A 17853-nucleotide genomic window follows, 5' to 3' on the forward strand; every position below is an offset into this window, starting at 1 on the left:
CGGCGGTGCGGGCACGCGACGTCCGGATCCTGTGTCCGGGCCAGAACTGGATGAACATCGGCAGCCTGATCGCCAACGGCATGGGCGGCTACGGCAGCCCGCTGCCGGACGGCTCGACGATCGCGGCCGTCACCGGGACCCCGCCGGCCGCGCTCGGCATGGACGGCCCGCGCCTGGTCGCCGAGGGCCGCTACGACTTCGGCATCACCACCCCGAGCTGGGCGCTGGCGATGGCCCGCGCCGGGAAGGGCCCGTACGCCGAGCCGCTGCCGGTCAAGGCGGTCGCCGCGTTCGCGCACGACGACCGGCTCGCGCTCGCCGTCCGCGCCGAGACCGGGATCACGAGCCTCGCCGAGATCGCCGAGCGCAGGCCCCCGCTGAAGATCTCCATGCCGTCCCGGGAGATGGGGCATCCGGCGCGGTGGGTGATGGACGAGATCCTCGCCTGCCACGGCTTCTCCCAGGAGGACGTGGAGCGCTGGGGCGGCGAGATCCTGCGCGACCGGCCGCGCTCGCAGAACTCCCCGGACGCCGTCCCCGCCGACCCCGCGTTCGACGCCGTCTTCGACGAAGCGATCATGACGTGGCGGTGGCGGAACCTGACCACGATGTACGACCTGGAGTTCCTGCCGCTGGACGAGCCCGTGCTGCGGCACTGCACGGCGATGGGCATGCCCGCCGGGGTGCTGGAGAAGGGCCGGCTGCGCGGCCTGCGCGAGGACGTCCCGACGATCGACTTCTCCGGCTGGATCCTGTACTGCGCCGACGACCTGCCGGACGAGCTGGCCTACCTCGCCGTCCGTGCCATCGAGGAGCAGAAGGACCTCGTCTCCGCGCGGTTCACCGGGCCGACCCGGGCGCTGACCAGCCCGGTCGACATGCGGGAGATCTGCCGCGACCTGCCCGTGCCCCTGCATCCCGGGGCCGAGGCGTACTACCGCGAGAACGACCACCTCGAGAACGACCGCTTCAAGCCCGCCGAGGAGAACTGACATGGGAACCGTCCACGAGCATTTCGAGACCTTTCCCTTCGACGCGCCGCCACGCGTCTTCGTCCGGCGGGAGGAGCTGCTGCTCGCCGAGCCCCTGACGCCCCCGGACGGCCGCAAGCGCTGGCGCGACCACCCGGAGATCCAGGTCGTGCACTTCCCGCCGGAGTACGTGGCGCAGCCGTTCGCGCACCCGCGCGGCGTCTACGAGAGCGACTTCATGCGGCTCGAATGGCAGACCATGGACAACCGGCAGCCGTTCTACCACCGCAACTGCGACGTGGACGAGATGTCGTACCAGGTGACGGGCGTGCGGTCGCTGATGACCGACCTCGGCAGCGTCGACCTCGTGCCGGGCGACTTCTCCCGGCTGCCGGTCGGGGTCGCGCACGACAACTACGGGCGCGAGGACATCCACATCCTGTTCTACGTGCCCGCGCCCGTCGCCGAGGCCCACCCGCACTACCGGACGTCGGAGGTGACGATCCCGCCGTTCGAAGGGTGGGAGCCGGTCATCACCAACGAGCTGATCACCGAGTGCCTCGCCGGTCCCGGGCACGACGTCGTCATGGCTCCGACCGACGAGCTGGCGCTGCTGGAGCACGCGAAGGAGGAGTCCGAGCGGCTGCGCATCCTGAAGCCCGCGGACGCGGCCGGGACGACGTGGCTCTACACCTCGTCCCACGTGCTCATCGGGCGGACGTTCCACGCCTCGTCCGACGGGCGCGTGTACCGGCGCGTCCGCAACGCCGACGAGATCCAGTACCAGCTCGACGGGCGGCGGACGCTGGTGACGCAGCGCGGCACCGTCCCGCTGGAACCGGGCGACTTCGCGCGCATCCCGGCCGGCATAGCGTTCACGAGCATCCACCACGAGCCGAGCGCCCACCTCACGGTCGCGTCCGCGCGGGAGCTTCCGCAGGTCGCGGAGACCACGAAGACGGCGGAGCGGGTGCCGGCGGACCAGATCGAGCGGCTGCGATGACGCTCATGCAGGCGGCCCGGGCCCACGACCGGACGGGCCCGCTCCGCCAGGAGAAGATCGCCGTGCCCGAGCCGGGCCCGCGGGACGTCCTGGTCAAGGTGGCGGCGGCGGGCCTCGCGCCGAGCCTGATGAAGCTGCTGGCGCGCGGCTCGTTCCGGCACCTGCCGGCAGTGCCGGGGCACGAGATCGCCGGAACGGTGACGGCGGCCGGGTCCGAGGTGGACGCCGCGCTGGTCGGTGAGCGGGTGCGGGTGCATCCCGTCCTCGCGTGCCGGGCGTGCCGGTTCTGCCGGAGCGACCGCGAGCAGCTGTGCCCGTCGGCCGCGATGATCGGGCACGGCGCGCACGGGAACGGTCCGATGCCGCTGTACGAGCGGTACCACGACGGCGGGCTGGCCGAGTACGTCCGGGCGCCGTCCTGGCTGGTGGACGTGCTCCCCGCGGCGGTCGGGTTCGACGTCGGCGCGAAGACGCACGACCTCGGCAACGCCGTCCGGGCGCTCAAGTGCGCGGACCTCCCGCCGGGCGGGACGCTCGTGATCACCGCCGCGACCGGGACGATGGGCACCGCGACGGTGAAGCTCGCGCCGTTCTTCGGCGCCGCCCGGCTCGTGCTGGTCGGACGTTCGGCGGAGCGGCTCGACGCCGTCCGCGCCCTGAGCGCGCTGCCCGCCGAGACCGTCGCCCTGGACGAGCTGGGCCCCGGTTGGGAGGACGAGCACACCCTGACGGCGCGGCTGCGCGCCCTCGTCCCGGACGGACCCGACGCGGTGATCGACTTCCTGCCCCAGGGCGGCGGCACGGCCCAGGCCCTCGCCGCGCTCGCCCCCGGCGGGACGCTCGTGCACATGGGCGGCAACCGCACGCCGCTCCCCTGCTCGGCCCGCGACCTCCAGCACCACTGCCGCCGCATCGTCGGCACCCGCGGATGCACCCGCACCGACACCGCAGCCGCCCTCGACCTGCTGGGCTCCGGCGCGCTCCGGGCCGACGAGCTGATCACGCACCGGTTCGCGCTCGACGACGTCAACGCCGCGCTGACCGCGCTGAGCAGCCGAGACGAACCGATCTGGATGGCGGTGGTGAACCCGTGACGCCGGACGAGGCGCGGCGGCTGGCCGCCCAGGCGAGCCGCGCGCTGGCGGCGGCGGGACAGTCGGACCTGGTCTGGGGGCACGCCGCCGTCCGCGACCCGGACGGGCGCGGCATCTGGATCAAGGCGCCGGGCTGGGGCTTCGAGGAGATCGACGAGGACCGCGTCCAGCTCGTCTCGTTCGACGCCGATGTGCTGGAAGGCGAGGGCAGGCCGCACCTGGAATGCCACATCCATCTGGAGATCCTGCGGCGGCGGCCGGAGCTGCAAGCCTCGGTGCACACGCACGGCCGGTCGGCCGTCGCGTTCGCCGCGCTGGACGTCCCGCTCCTGCCGATCTCGCACGAGGCGACGATCTTCGGCGGGGACGATCCGCCGCGCTTCACCGCGACCGGCGGCCTCGTCCGGACCCGCGAGCTCGGCGCGGCGCTGGCCGACGCGCTCGGCGCCGCGCCCGCCGCGCTGATGCCCAAGCACGGGCTGGTCGCGGCGGGGACGAGCGTCGAGGCGGCGGTGATGCACGCCGTCCTGCTCGACCGCGCCTGCGAGGCGCAGCTCGCGGCGATGGCGGCCGGTCCGGTGCGGGTGCACTCCGACGCGGCCGAGGCTGCGGCCAAACGCGCGGAGTGCTGGCCGGAGAGTCAGCTTCGCGCGGGCTACCGGTACCTCGCCAGGAAGGGCGGAGGCCATGACTGACCCCGTTCTCATCGTCGGCGCCGGTCCCGTCGGGCTGACGATGGCGAACCTGCTCGCCGCCCGCGGCGTGCCGGTCGTGCTCGTCGAGCGCAACGCCGCCACCAGCGACGAGGCCAAGGCGATCAGCCTGGACGACGAGTCCCTGCGCACCCTGCAGGCCGCCGACCTGGCCGAGGCCGTGCTCGGCATCGTCGTCCCGGGCACGGGCACCCGCTACTACGACCGCAAGGGCCGTCCGCTCTTCCACGCCCGCGGGCCCGAGCCGTACCGGCTCGGCTACACGTTCAAGAACCAGTTCGCCCAGCCCGAGCTCGAACGCCTCCTCCTCCAGTCGCTCAAGGACCGGGACGGCGTGGACGTCCGCTTCGGCACCGAGCTCGTCGGGATCGAGGAGACGGACGGCGCCGTGACGGCTCGCACGTCCGGGGGCGAGCTGCGCGCGTCCTGGGTGCTGGGCTGCGACGGCGGCCGCAGCACGATCCGCGAGCTGAAGCGCATCGACATGACCGGCACGAGCCACCGCGACGTGTGGCTCGTCGCGGACACCGTCGGCGACGAGCACGACGAGCGCTACGGCATGCATCTCGGCCGTCCCGACCGTCCGACGGTGATCGTGCCGGGCCGGGACGGACGCTGCCGCTACGAGTTCCGGCTCCGTCCCGGCGAGGGGAAGGGCGGCACCAAGCCGGACTTCGCCACCATCGAGCGGCTGGTCGCGCCGTACCGGGCCATCACCCCCGACCAGGTCGAACGCTGCATCAACTACACCTTCAACGCGGTGGTCGCCGACCGCTGGCACGACGGCCGGTGCTTCCTGCTCGGCGACGCGGCGCACATGATGCCGCCGTTCGCGGGCCAGGGCCTCAACTCGGGCGTCCGGGACGCCGCCAACCTCGCCTGGAAGCTCGCCGAGGTGTGGCACGGCCGCGCCGACGAGCGGCTGCTGGACACCTACGAGCCCGAACGCCGCCCGCACGCCACGGCGATGGTCGCGTTCTCCGAGCGCCTCGGCCGGGTCGTCATGACCACCGACCCGATGCGCGGCCGGATCCGGGACGGCGCCGTCCGCACCCTGCTGCTCACCCCATGGGGCCGCCGCTACCTCGCCGAGATGCGGTTCCGCCCCCGCGCCGAGCACACCGGGGGGCTCGTGGTGCGCACCGGGACGGGAGACGAGCGGCTCGTCGGCACCCTGCTCCCGCAGCCGCGCGTCCTCGTCCCGCCGAGCCTGCGTCCGCGGCTGCTCGACGAGGTGCTGGGCGACGGCATGGCGCTGCTCGGCACCGGCGTCGGACCCGACGACTGGGACCGCGTGGCGAGCGCGCTCCCCGCGCCCCCGGCGATCGCGCACATCGACGTCGCGCTCGGCGACCGGCTCCCCCGTCCCCACGACGAGCGCCAGGCGATCGCCGACGCCGACGGCCGGCTCGAAGCGGCCCTGGCCGGGACGCGCGGCCGCTTCGTGCTCGTCAAACCCGACCGGTACATCGCGGCCGTCTTCTCCGCGGCGCAGGCGGCACAGGTCGCCACCGCCCTCGACCAGCAAGGAATCGCATGAACGACCAGACAGCGGCCGTGCGGCCGCCCGAGCCGTCGATCGACCGGTCGCTGACGCTGCACCTGCGCGGCGACTGGGGAGCGGCCAACCTGCATCGCGTGTGCGGGTGGATCTCGCAGGAGCTCACCGACCGGTGCGGGCCGCACACCCGCGTCGCCGTGTGGAACAGCCGCGGGTTCTCCGACGCCGTGCACGCGGTCGGGCGCGGCGAGGTGCACGTCGCGATGACCACGCCCGCCGCCTTCACCGCCGCCGCCCTGGACGGCCGCGGCGTCTACGCCGGTGAGAGTCACCCCGACCTGCGGGCCCTGGGCGTGGTGCCGCAGCGGGACCGGCTCGTGGTGGCCGTCCACCGGTCAGTGGGCGTCTCGACGTTCGCCGAGCTGCGGGACGCCAAGCCCGCCCTCCGCCTGGCGACCTCGGTGAACGACGGCGTGAACCACGTCGGGCTCGCCGCGCACGAACTGCTGGAGCGTTCCGGCGTGGACGTGCCCGGCTGGGGCGGCACCGTCCTGGCGGACGAGCGCCCGTTCGAGACGTTCGCCCACGTCAAGGCCGGACGGGCGGACGCCGTCGTCCACGAGGCGGTCATGCTGCCGCACTGGCAGGAGTTCGGCGGCGACATGCACTTCCTTGAGGTCGAGGCCGGCGTGCTCGACGGGCTGCGGGCCGACTACTCCTGGCCCGACGCCGTCGTCGAGGAGGGCTTCTTCCCGGGGTGCCCGCGCTTCCGGACGCTCGACTTCTCCGACTTCCTGGTGCTGGCGCGCTCCGATCTCGCGGACGACGTGGCATACGCGATCGCCTGGGTGCTCGGCGAGACGCGGGACGTCATCGAACGGCAGTACCGGCACATCCCGCCCGAGCGCAGCCCGGTCACCTACCCGCTCGACCCGGCCGCGATGGGCCGCGCGCCGATCCCGCTGCACCCCGGCGCCGCCGCCTACTACGACGCACTCTGAAAGGACCCGACCATGCCGACCATGAGCGAATGGATCACCGTGGACACCGCCGACGGGCCCATGCGCGTCTACGCGGCGCGCCCCGAGTCCCCCGGCGACCGTGCCGTCGTCGTGCTGCAGGAGGCGTTCGGCGTCAACGACCACATCCAGGACATCGCGCGGCGGTTCGCGGCGCGCGGCTTCCTCGCCCTCGCGCCCGACCTGTTCCACCGCACCGGCGTCGAGACCCTCGGCTACGACCAGCACGCGGAGGCGATGCCGCTGATCGGCGCCATCGGGCCGGACGCGATCACCACCGACGTCCGCGCCGTGCTCGACCGCCTGGCCAAGGAGGACGGCATCGGCAGCGACCGGACGGCCGTCGTCGGCTTCTGCTTCGGGGGCCGCGCCGCCTTCACCGCCGCCACCGCGATCCCGGGCCTGGCGGCGGCCGTCGTCTTCTACGGTCCGGGCATCGCGGCCGGGCCGCACGCCGTGCTGGACCGCGCGGCGGCGATCGACGCACCGCTGCTGATGCACGTCGGCTCCGAGGACCCGACCATCCCGTCCGAGCAGGTCGCCGCGATCGAGACGGCGCTCCGGGACGCGGGCGCCGGCTTCGAGCAGCACGTGTACGAAGGGGCCGGGCACGCCTTCGCCTGCGACGCCCGGCCGCACATGTACCGGGCCGGGGACGCGTCCGCCGCGTGGGCGCGCACGCACGCCTTCCTCGACCGCCACCTTCCCGGGGAGGCACCCGTCCGATGACCTCCATGCTGGCCGCGCGGGCGCTCCCGGGCTCCGCCGAACTCCACCTGACCAAGACCGCCGTGCCCGAGCCGGGACCGCAGGACGTCCTGGTCAAGGTCGCCTCCGCCGGGCTCGCGCCCGGGATGATGACGCTGCTGGGACGGGGCGCGTTCAAGCACCTGCCCACCACGCTCGGCCACGAGGCCGCGGGCACGGTCGCCGCTCTCGGCGCCGACGCGGCGGGGGTCGCGGTGGGCGACCGGGTGCGGATCCACCCCAACCTCACCTGCCGGGACTGCGTCTACTGCCGCACCGACCGCGAGATGATGTGCGCGCAGCAGGCCATGATCGGGCACGCCGCGTTCGGGGACGTTCCGATGCCGCTGTACGACGCGTACCACGACGGCGGTCTCGCCGAGTTCGTGCGCGTCCCGCACTGGCTGCTCGACCCGCTGCCCGGGAACGTGAGCTTCGACGTGGGCGCGAAGGTCCACGACCTGGCGAACGCCGTGCGCGCCCTGAAATGCGCCGACCTGCCGCTCGGCGGGACGCTCGTCGTGACGGCCGCGACCGGGACGATGGGCACCGCCACCGTGAAACTGGCACCGCATTTCGGCGTGGCCCGGCTCGTCCTCGTCGGGCGCAGCGCCGAACGCCTCGCGGACGTCCGCCGCCTGGCCGGCGACCTGCCCACCGAAACGGTCGCCCTGGACGAGCTGCCGGACGACTGGGCGACGACCCAGGGCCTGACGCGGCGGCTGCGGGAACTGGCGCCCGAAGGGGCCCACGCCGTGCTCGACTTCGTCCCGGACGGCCCGGTGATGGCGCAGGCGACGGCTGCGATGGCGACGGGCGGGACGATGGTGCACATGGGCGCCAACCCCGGCCCGCTGCCGATCCCCGCCCGCGTCCTGATGGTCAACTGCTGGCGCGTCGTCGGCACCCGCTCCTGCACCCGCACCGACGCGCGGGAGGTGCTCGCCCTGCTCGGACGGGGCGTCCTGGCCGCCGACGAGCTGATCACCCACCGGTTCCCGCTGGCGGAGGCCGGACGCGCCGTCGCCGCCATGCAGAGCCGGAGCGAGCCGATCTGGATGGCGGTCATCAACCCCTAGAGACGTCGTCCCGTCGTGCGCGCCAGAACGCTGCGGGCATCAACCGCGTCGCCTGCGTCGCCCGCCCATGCCACGTGCTGGTCGGGGCGCACGAGCATCAGCCGGTCGCCGGGGTCGTCGAACGTGTCGAGCGGGACGCCCGCCCCGGCCGCCGCCTTGACGAAGTCGGCGGCGAGAGCCGTCGAAAGGTCGCCGACCAGGGTGAACTCCCGGCCGAGGCGGTCGTAGCGCGACTCGTTCGGACCGAGCCAGCGGTGCGGCATCCGCTCCCCCGCGCCGTCCGACACGACCGGCGAGCCCGCGTAGGAGTAGCCCAGCACCAGGTCGAGGCTGTGGAACTCGCCGTCCTTTGACCGGTGGACGGCGGCGGCCACGCCCGGACGCGCCGCCTCGAACTCCGCGCCCGTGCCCGCCAGCCGCGGGTCGGTCAGCTCGGGCGCGAGCGTGGCCATGTTGCGGGCGGCCTCCTCGATGGTCCGCGCGGCGACGGGCCGGCGCTCGGCCTCGTAGCTGCGCAGCAGCCGCGGACCGGCCCACCCGTTCAGCACGGCGGCGAGCTTCCAGCCGATGTTGACGGCGTCGCCGACGCCGGTGTTGAAGCCGTGGCCGCCCCACGGCGGGTTCAGGTGCGCGGCGTCCCCGGCGAGGAAGACGCGGTCGCTCGCGTACCGGTCGGCGAGGAGCATCCGCGCCCGCCACGGGTCGGTCGCGAGGATCTCGGCGTCGACGTCCGCGCCCACCAGGTTGCGGACGATCCGCAGCGGGTCCGCCTCGCCGTCCTCCTGGGCGACGCCCTGGGCGATGCACCACCACGTGTCGGCGAGGTCGAGGCGTCCGACCAGGCCGGGCTGGTCCGGGCTCAGGACCCAGTAGTGCACCGCCGGGCCGTGCGGCACGCGATCGGCCAGGCCGGGCGCGCGGAAGACGATGTTGAAGTTGGGCCGCGCGTCGTCGGCGCCCTCGTATTTCGCGCCGATCGCGGCGCGGGTCGCGCTCCGCGAGCCGTCGGCGCCGACGACGTACTCGGCGCGGGTCTGCTTCGCCGTCCCGTCCGGGCCCGTCAGGTCGGCGGTGACGCCCGTCCCGTCCTCGCGCAGGCCGGTCACGCGCCATTCGGTCAGGAGCGCGGCGTGCGGGGACGCGGCGACGGCGTCCCGGAGCACCTGCTCCACCAGCGGCTGGGCGACCTGCTGGCCGGGCTCGGCGACCCGGTCGTCGCCGGTCAGGTCCAGGCCGAAGCAGCCCTGGAAGCGGGTGATCTCCCGGCCCAGCAGGCCGGTGGCGAACACCGCCTCGTCCGACCAGGCGACCGGCAGCGGCGCGCGGTCGCGGATCACGGCGGCGAGGCCCCACCGGCGGAACAGCTCCATCGTCCGCGCCGAGGTCGTCTTGGCGCGGGGCCGGAGCCAGGACACCTCGGGACGCGGCTCCACCACCAGGCAGGGCACGCCGTGGTGGGCCAGCTCCAGCGCGGTCGCCAGGCCCACCGGCCCGCCGCCGGCGATCAGTACGGGCGCGTCCACGCTCACCCGCCGTGGACGCCGGTCATCAGCTCGGCCAGGTCGTCGGGACGCAGAAAGGACGGCGGCGGAGGCGGCCCCCAGTTGAACAGGCCCTTCGCCCCCTCGAAGGTCTCCGGCGTCCAGAGCTGGTCGTCGAGGACGCAGTCCATGTCGGAGTAGTACTCGCAGAAGTTGCCCGCCGGGTCCTTCAGATACCAGAAGAAGTTGGACCCGGCGTGGTGCCTGCCGAGGCCCCACACGTGCCGTTCGGGATGGTCCGCCAGCATCGCGGTCGCGCCCCGTCCGACCTCGTCGATGTCGTCCACCTGCCAGGACGTGTGGTGCAGGAACCCGACCGGGGCGGCCAGGACGAGCACGTTGTGGTGATCGGTCGAGCAGCGCAGGAACGCCCCGGCGCCCTTGATCAGGTCGCTGGTCAGGAAGCCGAGCCCGTCGCGGAAGAACGCGGTGGTCGCGGCGAAGTCGGTGGTGCCCAGCACCGCGTGCCCGAGCTTGCGCGGCTGGACCGGTCCGGTGCGCAGCACGCCCGGCGCCCGTTCTCCGGAACGTTCCAGGCGACCGGGGCCGTTGTAGCGGGTCGGCGGGACGGCCTCCTGGCGCAGCCTCGGCTCCACTTCGAGCACGGCCCGCACGCCGGTCGCCGGTTCCACCGCGGTCAGGGTCGTCGCGTCCTGCTCGCAGGCCACGTCCATGGCGCGCAGCCGCGCCCCGGCCGCGCCCAGGTCGTCGGCCGAGTCCACGCCGATGCGCACCTCGGCGAGCCTGCGGAACGGAGCGGGAACGAGGCGGAGCTGCCGCCCGCCGTCCCGGGTGCGGAACCAGCCGTCGCCGTCCGGGTTCAGCCCGAACTCGGTGTAGTACGCCGCCGTCCCGGCGACGTCGGGGACCCCGATGGTCACGGAGCTCAGCCGGTGCAGTGCCATGCCATTCCCCTCACACGCATCCCCTCACACGAACCGCTGGCGCAGCTCGCCGATGCCCTCGATCCGGCTGACGAGCTCGTCGCCCGGCGCCAGCCAGCGCTGCGGGGCGCGGCCGAGGCCCACCCCGGCGGGCGTCCCGGTGAACACCAGGTCGCCGGGCAGCAGCGGCAGCACCGCCGACAGCCGCGCGACCAGCAGCGGGACGGAGAAGATCAGCTCCCGGGTGCGGGCCTTCTGCACCTCCTCGCCGTTGATCGCCGAGCTCAGCTCCAAGTCGCCGGGGTCGGCGAACTCGTCCGGGGTGACGACCCACGGCCCGGTCGGCGCGAACCCCGGGAACGACTTGCCCAGGCTGAACTGCGGCGCGGGCCCCGCCATCTGGGATATCCGCTCGGAGATGTCCTGCCCGACGGTCAGGCCCGCGACGTGGTCCCAGCCCTCGTCCTCCGGGACGTTCCGGGCGCGCCTGCCGATGACCGCGACCAGCTCCACCTCCCAGTCGGTGTGGCCGCCGGGCGGGAGGGCCACCTCGGTGACCGGCCCGGTGATGCTGGTGGCGAACTTGGTGAACACCGGCGGCAGCCCGTCCGGCGCGTCGTACCCGGACTCGGCCGCGTGGTCGCGGTAGTTGAGGCCGATGGCGAACACCTGCCTCGGCGCGGGGACGGGCGCTCCCAGCTCGGCCGGGTCGAAGCCCGCCCCGCCGCCGAGGTCCACGGCGGACGCCCACGCGCGGAAGGCGTCCCACTCCGCGTAGACGGCCTGCGGATCGGGCCCGAACCGTCCGCCGCTCGCCGCCTCCACGTCCACCGCGCGGTCCCCGTCGAGCAGGACCAAGCGACCTGCGAGGTTGCCGATGCGCACCCGTCCTCCTAATTCATCAGGATCATTTCGCTCGATAATGATCCCTGGTGAGACGTGGTGTCAAGACCGCCCTCTGCTATTGTGCATGCTGAATTCGGTGGAGGAGGACGGATGCTCTCTGCGACGCCGGCGAACACCCGGCAGGCCGCCGAGCGGGCCGCCGACCGCATCGCCGGCCTGGCCCGGTCCGCGGAGCCCGGCACGCGCCTCGGCACCAAGAGCGAGCTGCGCGCGCTGTGCGGGGTCTCGGTCAGCACGTTCAACGAAGCGCTGCGCCTGCTCCAGGCCCGCGGGCTGGTCTCGGTCCGCCCCGGGCCGGGCGGCGGCCTCTTCGCCGCCGAGCAGTCACCGATGGTGCGGCTCGGCAACACCATGCTCGCGCTGGACGCCGAGCCCACCTCCGTCGCCGAGGCCATCCGCATCCGCGACGCCCTCGACCCCCTGCTGATCGAGGACGCCCTCTGGCACGCCTCCCCCGCCGACATCGCGGAGATGCGCACGATCCTGGACGAGATGGGCCGCGCCGCCGGCGCCGAGGACGCCACCGCCTTCGCCCGCGCGAACTGGCGCCTGCACGCCCGCATCGCGTCGACCAGCCCGCACGCGCTGCTCCGCGCCCTCTACGCCAGCCTCCTGGACCTCATCGAGGCCCACACCCTGGACGTTCGCCCGGACGGCGTCCGTCCCCTCCCGGAATACCTGCGCGAACGCCACCGCCTCCACACCGACCTCATCGACGCCGTGGCCCGCCACGACCGCGACGCCGCCATGCACCTGATCCACACCCACAAGACGGCCGGCGACCCCGGCGCCACCGAATGATCCGCACGTCCGACGGCAGCCCGGTGCGGGCCGGGCCGCCGCGACCCGGAACTACCAGGTGTGAGCCACATCGACGACGAGCCGCGTGCCGCCGCCGTCACGCGGAAGCGTGAGGACCCGGAACGGCAGGCGTGCCCGCACGCCCACGCCGATCGTCGTCTGGCTCTCGAACGAACCCGCCCCCGCTACCTGCCGGAACGTGGTGTAGCCGGAGACGTCGGCCAGGTTGGACGAGGTGGCCGGGAATCCCGGAGCGGTCGCCGCCTGCACGATGATCCGCAGCTTGGCGCCGCCACGCAGCGGAACCGGCTTGCCCGAACCTTCCTGGACCACCTCGTCGACGTACTCGGCCAGGTATCCGTAGCCGGATCCCGCCACCTCGACGACCAGCCGGTCGTAACAGGTCTGCCGGCCGGTGCGGACCCGCTCCAGCGGCCCCTCCGAGTAGTCGCCCAGCGCGCCCTTCGGCAGCGATCCCCACGTGGTGTCGCACGCGGCCGACGCCGGCGTGCCCATCACTCCGATGAGAGCGACCGACATGACAAGTGTCAGCACCCCCGCGAACAATGCGCGCATTGTGAACCTCCCGCGCAACTGACATCAATTGCTGAGGTAGACGCCTCGTTTCCGGGGGTGGTTGGCTCGGCGCCTAGTCCGCATGCGGCCGACGGCCCGCCACGCGCCGCCAGGGCGCGGACGCCCGCCCGCGGGCCTGCCATTACCCGGAATGGAGGTCCAGGGCCGCGCGGACGATCGAGTCGGTGTCGATGCCGTGGTGGCGGTGGACGTCGCCGATCGAGCCGGACTGGCCGAATCCGGTGACGCCCAAGGTGACGCAGGGGACGTTGTTCACCCCGGCAAGGAAGGCCAGGGTGTGCGGATGGCCGTCCAGGACGGTGACGAGCGGGGTGGCGCGTGCGGCGGGGAACGCCTGGTCCAGGATCCAGTTCGGGCCGTCGTCCTGGCCCTGGCGGGAGCGGAGGGCCTGGAAGAGCAGGCCGGGGCTGGTCACGCATACCACGTCCGTGCCGACGCCCGCCTGCTCCAGGCGGTCGGCGGCGGCGAGCGCCTCGGGGACGAGGGCGCCCATCGCCGCCACGGTGACGGCGGGACGTTCGGCGCGGCGCAGCGGATAGGCGCCCGCGACCACCTGGCGGCGACGGCGCTCCCGGGCCGCGGGGTCGGCCGGGACCGCGGCGAGCGTCTGGTCCACCGGACGGGTCGACAGCCGCAGGTAGGCCGAGCCGCCACCGGGGCGGCCGAGGCGGGCCATGCTCGCGAGCAGCGTCCACTCGGTGTCGAGGGCGAACGCGGGCTCGTAGGCGACGCAGCCCGGCTGCTCGATCCCGATCGACGGCGTGACGATCGACTGATGCGCGCCGCCCTCGGGGGCCAGCGTCACCCCGGACGGCGTGCCGATCAGGATCGACTGTCCGCCCGCGTACATGCCGAACGACCACGGTTCGAGGGCGCGTCCGACGAACGGGTCGTACAGGACGCCGATCGGGAGCAGCGGGCGGTTCCAGCGGCTCCATGTGGCGCCGAGCTCGCCGAGCAGCCCGACCAGGTTGGTCTCGGCGATGCCCAGCTCGATGTGCTGGCCCGCCGGCCCCTCCCGCCAGTGCAGGATCGTCTCGCCGTCGTCGGCGAACCAGTCGCGGCGCTCGGCGGTCGACCAGACGCCGACCTTGTTCACCCAGCCGCCGAGGTTGGTGGTGGAGCTGACGTCCGGGCTGACGGTGACGACCCGCGCCGCCGCCTCGGGCGCCTCCCGGGTCAGGTCCAGCAGGAGGCGGCCCAGCGCGGCCTGGGTGGTCGCGGTGCCCTTCGGGGTGCGGCCGATGTCGTCCGGCAGTTTGGGCGGGAGCTGCGGCGCGGCGGGGGTGCGGCGCAGCCGCGCGGCGGTGTCGGCGCACAGGCGGGCGGCGGCCGATCCGTCCTCGAAGCGGGCCCACGGGTCGGCCGCGTTGACGCCCAGCTCGGTCGCCAGCCCGGCGATCTGGTCGCCGGTGAGGAGGGACGAGTGGTTCTGGGGGTGGCCCTCGCTGGGCAGGCCGTGGCCCTTGACCGTGTACGCGAAGATCACGGTGGGGCGGGAGTCGTCGATGGACGCGAACGCGTCGGCCAGGCTGCCGTGGTCGTGCCCGCCCAGGTTGCGCAGGGCGGCGAGGAGCGTCGCGTCGTCCAGCGCCGCGACGAGGCGGGCGACGGGCTCGCTCCCGCCGGGGAGCCGCTCGCGCAGCTCGTCCGCGTCGCAGCGCAGGAGCCGCTGGTACTCCGGGTTGGGCATCGCGTCGATGCGGGCGCGCAGGTCGTCCCCGCCGGGGCGGTCGAACAGCTCGGTCAGCAGCCGTCCGTACTTCAGCGTCAGCACCTGCCAGCCCGCGGCGGCGAACATGCCCTTGAGCCGGTGCGCGGCCAGGTACGGGACGACCCTGTCGAGGGACTGCCGGTTGAGGTCGACGATCCACACGATCTCCCCCAGCTCGGCCACGCCGGGGTCGAGGATCGCCTCCCAGACCGCGCCCTCGTCCAGCTCGGCGTCGCCGACCAGCGAGTACTGCCGCCCGGCGGGACGCCCGCCGGACTCCCGGTCCACGTACCGGCGGGCGATCGCGCCCCAGATCGGCGCGGTGGCGCCGATGCCGACCGACCCGGTGGAGTAGTCGACCGGGTCCGGGTCCTTGGTGCGGCTCGGGTAGCTCTGCAGGCCGCCGAACTCGCGCAGGGACGTCAGGAACCGCTCGTCCAGCTCGCCGAGCAGGTAGTTGATCGCGTGCAGGACCGGCGAGGCGTGCGGCTTGACCGAGACGCGGTCGTCCGGTCCCAGGTGCCGGAACCACAGCGCCGTCATGATCGTCGCCATCGACGCCGAGGACGCCTGGTGCCCGCCCACCTTCAGCCCGGACGGGTTGGGCCGCACCCGGTTGGCGTGGTCCACGATGGCCGTCGCGAGCCACAGCACCCGCCGCTCGACCTCCGCCAGCACGCCGGCGTGCGCGGCCGTCGCCACCTGATCGTTCATCGTCGGCTCCTTCGCCTCAGCGCCAGGGCGGGGTCAGATCGACGGAGATCGACTGGATCTCCGTCACGGCCTCGGCCATGTGGCGTCCGCCCAGCCGGCCGTGACCGCTGGCGGTGCCCGGCGCGCCGCCGAACGGCAGATGAAGCTCCCAGTAGTTGCTGGTGTCGTTGACGGTGACCTGCCCGGCGCGCAGCCGTCCGGCGACCGCCAGCGTACGGTCCAGGTCGCGGCCGAAGACCGCCGAGCTCAGCCCGTACCGGCCGCGGTTGGCGGCGGCGATGATCGTCTCGGTGTCGTCGCCGACCCGCAGCACCGGCGCCAGCGGGCCGAACGTCTCCTCGCTCATCACCGCGGCGTCCTCGTCCAGCCCGACCAGGACGGTGGGGTTCCAGTACAGGTCCGTGGGCCGGTCGGGCAGCGGGCCGCCGCCGAACGCCGTCCGGCCTCCCCTGGCCTGCCCGTCGGCGATGTGCCTGGCCATCGTGTCGGCCACGCCGCGGGTGTGCACCGGCCCCATGGTCGTGGCGGCGTCGAACGGCGACCCGACCACCTCGCGGCGGGCCTCCTCGACCAGGCGCTCTTCCAGCTCCGCCGCGATCGGCTCCGCCGCGACGATCCGTCCGGCGGCCGAGCAGGACTGGCCCGCGTTGGCGAACGCGGCCGAGGCGATCGCCGGGGCCGCGCGGTCCAGGTCGGCGTCGGGCAGCACCACGACGGGCCCGTTGCCGCCCAGCTCCATCACCTGCGCCTTGCCGGCGGCGAGCCGGGCGATCTCGGCGCCCGCCTTCGAGCTGCCGGTGAACCCGACGCCGTTGACGGCGGGATGGGACACCAGGCGCTGCGCCGGTCCGAGGTCCGGTCCGGTGATCAGGTTGACCAGCCCCGGCGGGACGTCCGCCGCCTCGATGCAGTCGTACAGCGCGCCCGCCACCGCCGCCATGCTGGGCGCCGGACGCCACACGACCGCGTTGCCGCAGGCCAGCAGCGGCCCGAGGTACTCCACCGGGATGTTCACCGGGAAGTTGAACGGCGTCATCACCGCCCACACGCCGCGCGGCTTGCGGGTGGTCAGCACCAGCTTCGCGCCGTCGCGCACCGGGACGGTCTCGCCGCCGAGCCGCTTGCCCTCCTCGGCCGCGAGCCGGAAGCCCTCGGCGGCCAGCCGGATCTCGCCCTCGGCCTGGTCCACCGGCTTGCCGTGTTCGAGGGCCAGCAGCCGGGCCATCGCGGGCGCGCGCTCCTCGACGACGGCGGCGACCCGGTGGCACCAGTCCGCGCGGGTGAACGCGCTCTCCTGTCGGTGCGCCTCGAACGCCTCCTCGGCGGCGGCCACCGCCGCGTCGACGTCGGGCTCGGCGGCCCGCGCGATGGCGGCGATCCGCTCCCCGGTCGCCGGGCTCACCGCGTCGTAGACCGCGCCCTCGCGGGCGGGCACGGCGCGGCCGCCGATCCGCAGTGCGACCTCGTCAGCCACTCCCGACCTCCTTGGCGATCTTCGGGGCGGGCGTCCACGCGAGCGCGCCGCCGCCCTCGGCGTCGAACAGATGGGCCTTCCCCGGACGGACGCGCATCGCCACCGGGGTCCCGGAGTCCAGCTCGATGTCCGGGTCGGCGCGGGCGATGACGTCGCCGGACGGGAACGAGGCCACGACGATCGCCTCGACCCCGAGCCGCTCGATCAGCCGGACCCGGCCGACCGCGTCGGGACCGTCGCCCGGCTCCAGGGTGACGTCCTCCGGACGGACGCCGAGCGTCACGCCCGCCCTGGCGGACCCGGTCCAGCCGATCGGGACCGTCCAGTCGCCGTGCGCGAACGAACCGTCGTCGTCCAGGTCGCCCGGCACGAAGTTCATCCCCGGCGTCCCCACGAATCCGGCGACGAACCGGTTCGCGGGCCGCCGGTACAGGTCGAGCGGCGGCGCCTCCTGCTGCACCACCCCGCCGTTCATGACGACGACCCGGTCGGCCATGCTCATCGCCTCGCCCTGGTCGTGCGTGACGTACACGAAGGTGCCGCCCAGCTCGCGCTGCAGCTCGCGCAGGCTGATCCGCATGTCGGCGCGGAGCTTGGCGTCGAGGTTGCTGAGCGGCTCGTCCAGCAGGAAGACGTTGGGCCGGCGGACGATCGCCCGCGCCAGCGCCACCCGCTGCTGCTGGCCGCCGGACAGCTGCCGCGGCTTGCGGTCGAGGAGCGTGCCGATGTCGAGCATCTCGGCGACCTCGGCGACCCGCGCGGCGATCTCGGCGGCGGGCTGCTTGCGCAGCTTGAGGGCGAACGAGATGTTCTCCCGGACGCTGCGGTTCGGGTAGAGCGCGTACGACTGGAACACCATCGCGACGTCGCGCTTGTGCGGCGGGACGTCCTGGACCTCCTTCCCGTCGAACAGGATCCGCCCGGACGACGCCTCCTCCAGCCCGGAGATCATGTTCAGGGTGGTGGTCTTGCCGCACCCGCTCGGGCCGAGCAGCACGGTGAAGCTGCCGTCCTCGATGGTCAGGTCGATCGAGTCGACGATCAGCGTGTCACCGAACCGCTTGGTGACCTGCCGGAGTTCGATACTGGACACGC

General features: G+C 74.0%; 16 protein-coding genes. 9 read left to right on the forward strand and 7 right to left on the reverse strand.

The window, feature by feature from the left end; all coding sequences use genetic code 11:
- Positions 1-5 precede the first annotated feature (5 nt).
- From E1287_RS01125 to E1287_RS01160, 8 genes are read left to right on the forward strand one after another with little or no spacing between them, the layout of a single operon-like run.
- Positions 6-992, forward strand: a complete 987-nt coding sequence (locus tag E1287_RS01125) for a TAXI family TRAP transporter solute-binding subunit (protein ID WP_243718484.1) — start codon at positions 6-8, stop codon at positions 990-992.
- A gap of 1 nt (position 993) precedes the next feature.
- Positions 994-1974, forward strand: coding sequence for a hypothetical protein (locus E1287_RS01130; RefSeq protein WP_131962607.1), 981 nt, complete (start codon positions 994-996; stop codon positions 1972-1974).
- On the forward strand, positions 1971-3068 hold the full coding sequence (locus tag E1287_RS01135) for an alcohol dehydrogenase catalytic domain-containing protein (RefSeq protein WP_131962609.1): 1098 nt from the start codon (positions 1971-1973) through the stop codon (positions 3066-3068). Before E1287_RS01130 ends, E1287_RS01135 begins: the two co-directional genes overlap by 4 nt.
- Positions 3065-3763, forward strand: coding sequence for a class II aldolase/adducin family protein (locus tag E1287_RS01140; RefSeq protein WP_131962611.1), 699 nt, complete (start codon positions 3065-3067; stop codon positions 3761-3763). Before E1287_RS01135 ends, E1287_RS01140 begins: the two co-directional genes overlap by 4 nt.
- Positions 3756-5321 (forward strand): bifunctional 3-(3-hydroxy-phenyl)propionate/3-hydroxycinnamic acid hydroxylase, encoded by a 1566-nt coding sequence (locus E1287_RS01145; RefSeq protein ID WP_131962613.1) that lies wholly within the window; start codon positions 3756-3758, stop codon positions 5319-5321. The genes E1287_RS01140 and E1287_RS01145 overlap by 8 nt, the downstream gene beginning before the upstream one ends.
- Positions 5318-6283: a TAXI family TRAP transporter solute-binding subunit gene (locus tag E1287_RS01150; RefSeq protein WP_131962615.1), complete on the forward strand. Its 966-nt coding sequence runs from the start codon at positions 5318-5320 to the stop codon at positions 6281-6283. The genes E1287_RS01145 and E1287_RS01150 overlap by 4 nt, the downstream gene beginning before the upstream one ends.
- Before the next feature lie 21 nt (positions 6284-6304).
- Positions 6305-7030: a dienelactone hydrolase family protein gene (locus tag E1287_RS01155; RefSeq protein WP_131962617.1), complete on the forward strand. Its 726-nt coding sequence runs from the start codon at positions 6305-6307 to the stop codon at positions 7028-7030.
- The gene (locus E1287_RS01160) at positions 7027-8127 is read left to right on the forward strand and encodes an alcohol dehydrogenase catalytic domain-containing protein (protein ID WP_131962619.1); all 1101 of its coding nucleotides are present in this window, start codon (positions 7027-7029) and stop codon (positions 8125-8127) included. The genes E1287_RS01155 and E1287_RS01160 overlap by 4 nt, the downstream gene beginning before the upstream one ends.
- Here the strand turns inward: E1287_RS01160 and E1287_RS01165 are convergent.
- Genes E1287_RS01165 through E1287_RS01175 form a run of 3 tightly spaced genes read right to left on the reverse strand, consistent with a single transcriptional unit; the run spans position 8124 to position 11437 of the window.
- The gene (locus tag E1287_RS01165) at positions 8124-9650 is read right to left on the reverse strand and encodes an FAD-dependent monooxygenase (RefSeq protein ID WP_243718486.1); all 1527 of its coding nucleotides are present in this window, start codon (positions 9648-9650) and stop codon (positions 8124-8126) included. The genes E1287_RS01160 and E1287_RS01165 overlap by 4 nt on opposite strands.
- Positions 9651-9652: 2 nt before the next feature.
- Positions 9653-10573: a VOC family protein gene (locus tag E1287_RS01170; protein WP_131962622.1), complete on the reverse strand. Its 921-nt coding sequence runs from the start codon at positions 10571-10573 to the stop codon at positions 9653-9655.
- A gap of 24 nt (positions 10574-10597) precedes the next feature.
- Positions 10598-11437, reverse strand: a complete 840-nt coding sequence (locus E1287_RS01175) for a fumarylacetoacetate hydrolase family protein (RefSeq protein WP_131962624.1) — start codon at positions 11435-11437, stop codon at positions 10598-10600.
- Between the two features lie 111 nt (positions 11438-11548).
- On the opposite strand from E1287_RS01175, the gene E1287_RS01180 reads away from it, so the two are divergent.
- Positions 11549-12259 carry an FCD domain-containing protein gene (locus E1287_RS01180; protein WP_131962626.1) on the forward strand — a complete coding sequence of 237 codons (711 nt, stop codon included), beginning with the start codon at positions 11549-11551 and terminating at the stop codon, positions 12257-12259.
- A gap of 51 nt (positions 12260-12310) precedes the next feature.
- On the opposite strand, the gene E1287_RS01185 is transcribed toward E1287_RS01180, so the two are convergent.
- The 4 genes from E1287_RS01185 to E1287_RS01200 all read right to left on the reverse strand — a co-directional run bounded on the left by E1287_RS01185 (position 12311) and on the right by E1287_RS01200 (position 17851).
- Positions 12311-12775, reverse strand: coding sequence for a hypothetical protein (locus tag E1287_RS01185; RefSeq protein ID WP_207933954.1), 465 nt, complete (start codon positions 12773-12775; stop codon positions 12311-12313).
- Positions 12776-12977: 202 nt separating this feature from the next.
- On the reverse strand, positions 12978-15284 hold the full coding sequence (locus E1287_RS01190; RefSeq protein WP_131962630.1) for a pyruvate dehydrogenase: 2307 nt from the start codon (positions 15282-15284) through the stop codon (positions 12978-12980).
- 16 nt (positions 15285-15300) lie between these two features.
- A complete protein-coding gene (locus tag E1287_RS01195) occupies positions 15301-16758 on the reverse strand; it encodes an aldehyde dehydrogenase family protein (protein WP_165968835.1) in 1458 nt (485 codons plus the stop codon).
- Complete coding sequence (locus E1287_RS01200) at positions 16751-17851, reverse strand: ABC transporter ATP-binding protein (protein WP_131962634.1); 1101 nt, start codon at positions 17849-17851, stop codon at positions 16751-16753. The genes E1287_RS01195 and E1287_RS01200 overlap by 8 nt, the downstream gene beginning before the upstream one ends.
- Positions 17852-17853: the final 2 nt, after the last annotated feature.

Source organism: Actinomadura sp. KC06, assembly GCF_004348735.1.
GTDB lineage: Bacteria > Actinomycetota > Actinomycetes > Streptosporangiales > Streptosporangiaceae > Spirillospora.

Coding starts and splice junctions, on each gene's coding strand:
- E1287_RS01170 (WP_131962622.1), bottom strand. CDS start 10,573: ATGGCACTGCACCGGCTGAGCTCCGTGACCATCGGGGTCCCCGACGTC.
- E1287_RS01185 (WP_207933954.1), bottom strand. CDS start 12,775: ATGGGCACGCCGGCGTCGGCCGCGTGCGACACCACGTGGGGATCGCTG.
- E1287_RS01155 (WP_131962617.1), top strand. CDS start 6,305: ATGAGCGAATGGATCACCGTGGACACCGCCGACGGGCCCATGCGCGTC.
- E1287_RS01150 (WP_131962615.1), top strand. CDS start 5,318: ATGAACGACCAGACAGCGGCCGTGCGGCCGCCCGAGCCGTCGATCGAC.
- E1287_RS01130 (WP_131962607.1), top strand. CDS start 994: ATGGGAACCGTCCACGAGCATTTCGAGACCTTTCCCTTCGACGCGCCG.
- E1287_RS01180 (WP_131962626.1), top strand. CDS start 11,549: ATGCTCTCTGCGACGCCGGCGAACACCCGGCAGGCCGCCGAGCGGGCC.
- E1287_RS01190 (WP_131962630.1), bottom strand. CDS start 15,284: ATGAACGATCAGGTGGCGACGGCCGCGCACGCCGGCGTGCTGGCGGAG.
- E1287_RS01135 (WP_131962609.1), top strand. CDS start 1,971: ATGACGCTCATGCAGGCGGCCCGGGCCCACGACCGGACGGGCCCGCTC.
- E1287_RS01145 (WP_131962613.1), top strand. CDS start 3,756: ATGACTGACCCCGTTCTCATCGTCGGCGCCGGTCCCGTCGGGCTGACG.
- E1287_RS01160 (WP_131962619.1), top strand. CDS start 7,027: ATGACCTCCATGCTGGCCGCGCGGGCGCTCCCGGGCTCCGCCGAACTC.